2 protein-coding genes are annotated in these 2,526 nt (G+C 67.1%); both read right to left on the reverse strand.

Features of this window, described 5'->3' with window-relative positions:
- Positions 1–300 precede the first annotated feature (300 nt).
- Positions 301–1,494 (reverse strand): IS91 family transposase, encoded by a 1,194-nt coding sequence (locus tag AX708_RS08890; protein WP_067489996.1) that lies wholly within the window; start codon positions 1,492–1,494, stop codon positions 301–303.
- Positions 1,495–1,500: 6 nt separating this feature from the next.
- A complete protein-coding gene (locus AX708_RS08895; protein ID WP_067402726.1) occupies positions 1,501–2,409 on the reverse strand; it encodes a tyrosine-type recombinase/integrase in 909 nt (302 codons plus the stop codon).
- Positions 2,410–2,526 lie beyond the last annotated feature (117 nt).

A 2,526-nucleotide genomic window follows, 5' to 3' on the forward strand; every position in this document is an offset into this window, starting at 1 on the left:
CGTTTAGAGTTTCGGACGCCGATAGGCGTCGGAAAGTCGACGGTGCCCGAACCCGCGGGCCGCATGCGGTGAGCTATGGGGATTTCGATTTACGGCCGATCTGGGCGTCTGCAGACGGTGTCGATAAGCGGACGGGTTTGAGAGCAGCCCGTCCGATTTTGGAGTGACAGGGCGGCTGTGGGGAGCTCGTCCGTCCGATTTTGGCGATGGGACGACTGCTCCTGGGCGGATGATATGCAGACATCCTCATCCCCGGGAGCGCGGTTGCGGTGAGGTCTGGCGGTGTGGGGCCGTGCCGGGTCACGACGCAAGGTTCCCGGATGGTGCGATCGGACATGGCGGGCCGCGCGGCAGATAGCGGCGTTCGATGGTCTCGATGATGATCATGGTCCCGCCGCAGCAAGGGCATGGCGGGCGCGGATCGGGGGGCTCGGTGGGTGGCTCGACCGCGGTGGGCGGCGCGAGGGCGAGCAGGCGGCGGGCGCGCTCGAGGTGGGCCTTGCGGGTGCCGCTGGCGAGCAGGCCATAGTGGCGGATGCGGTGGAACCCGCGTGGCAGGCAGTGCAGCAGGAAGCGGCGGATGAACTCGTCGGCGCTGAGCGTCATGACCTGCTGCCGGTCTGGCGTAGAACGGCGATAGTCCTTGTAGCGGAACGTGACCCCATGCTCGTCGAGCCGCAGGAGGCGACTGTTCGAGATGGCGACCCGGTGGGTGTAGCGCGAGAGATAGGCGAGCACGGCCTCGGGACCGGCGAAGGGCGGCTTGGCGTAGACCACCCAGCGCTTTTTGCGCACCGGCGCGAGGTGGCGCAGGAATGCGCGACGATCGGCGAGATGAGCGAGCCGACCGAAGAAGGCGAGCTTGCCGGCATCGTAAAGCGCCAGCAGCCGAGTGAGGAACAGGCGGCGGAACAAGGCGCCCAGCACGCGCACCGGCAGGAGGAAGGCCGGGCGGGATGATATCCATCGCTCCCCATCCGGCGCGATACCGCCGCCCGGCACGATCATGTGGATATGCGGGTGGTGGGTCATGGCCGAGCCCCAGGTGTGGAGCACGGCGGTGATGCCGATGCGGGCACCGAGATGCTTCGGGTCGGCGGCGATGGTGAGCGTGGTCTCGGACGCAGTCTTGAACAGCAGGTCGTAGAGCAGCGCCTTGTTGTGGAACGCGATATCCGCGATCTCGGCAGGCAGCGTGAAGACGACATGGAAGTATCCCACCGGCAGCAGGTCGGCCTCGCGCGAGGCGAGCCAGGTGCGCGCGGCGGTGCCCTGGCACTTGGGGCAATGGCGGTTGCGGCAGGAGTTGTAGGCGATCCGCCAATGTCCGCAGTCGGTGCAGGCCTCGACATGCCCGCCCAGCGCGGCGGTGCGGCAGTGCTCGATCGCCGACATGACCTTGAGCTGATGCAGGCTCAGGTGCCCGGCATGGGCGAGCCGATAGGCTGGCCCGGCAGCGCAGAAAACGTCGGCGACCTCGAGTGCGGCGCGCACCGGTCCTCAGCCGCTCGGCGCCTCCTTGTCCGGTGCCGCCAGTGCGAGCCGGTCAAGCGGGCTGACCACGGCGCGCACCGTCTTGGTTGCCACTTGCGTGTAAAAGGCGGTGGTGTTCAGCTTGGCATGACCGAGCAGCGCCTGAATGACGCGGATATCGACCCCGTCCTCGAGGAGGTGCGTAGCAAAACTGTGACGCAGCGTGTGCGGTCCTACCCGCTTGGCGATGTCGGCTGCCTCGGCAGCTTCGACGACGACACGGTGGAGCTGGCGTGTGCTGATCGGCAGCATGGCGCCTCGTCCCGGGAAGAGCCAGCCATCAGCGTGGAGCACACCCTGCTGACGCCCCGCGCGCCACCAGTCACGCAGCAGCACGAGCAAGCCCTCTGGCAGCATGGCATTGCGGTATCGCCCGCCTTTGCCACGCTCGATCCTGAGCAGCATGCGCTTGCTGTCGATATCGCGCACCTTGAGCGCCGCGACCTCGCCGACGCGCAGACCCGCACCATAGGCGACCGACAATGCGGCCTGATGCTTGAGGCTGGTGGTCGCATCGAGCAGGCGCTTCACCTCGCTCTGGGTCAGCACCACCGGGATCTTGCGAGCGTGCGCGGTGCGGACCAGCTTGCGTGCAAGATCGGGCCGGTCGAGGGTGTGGGTGAAGAGGAACCGCAGCGCCGCCACGATGCTGTTCATGGTCGGCGCCGGCACCCCGGCTTCCCGTTGCTCAATCTGGAACCGGCGGACATCCTCGGCGGTCGCGGTATGCGGCGAGCGCCCCAGCCAGGTCGCGAACCGTCCCACATCGCGCTGGTAGTTGCGTTGCGTCTCCGGCCCGAACCGGCGCAGTGACATATCCTCGATCAGCCGCTGGCGAAGCGGGCTGACCGGCCCAATCGGAATAATCTCGTTCATCGTTCGACTCCTTGGTTGAAGGAGCCACAATCGTCTGCCTCTCTCGGATCAGGCGCTACGCCTGTCGTTCTACATCACCCTCGCCGCCAGCGACACTCCCGCGAAGCGGGTTCGTGC

This window comes from Erythrobacter sp. CCH5-A1 (genome assembly GCF_001557115.1).
In the GTDB taxonomy this organism is placed as follows: Bacteria; Pseudomonadota; Alphaproteobacteria; order Sphingomonadales; family Sphingomonadaceae; genus Erythrobacter.

What these genes read in the sequence shown, in the direction of transcription:
- AX708_RS08895 (WP_067402726.1), bottom strand. Translation starts at nt 2,409, where the DNA reads ATGAACGAGATTATTCCGATTGGGCCGGTCAGCCCGCTTCGCCAGCGG.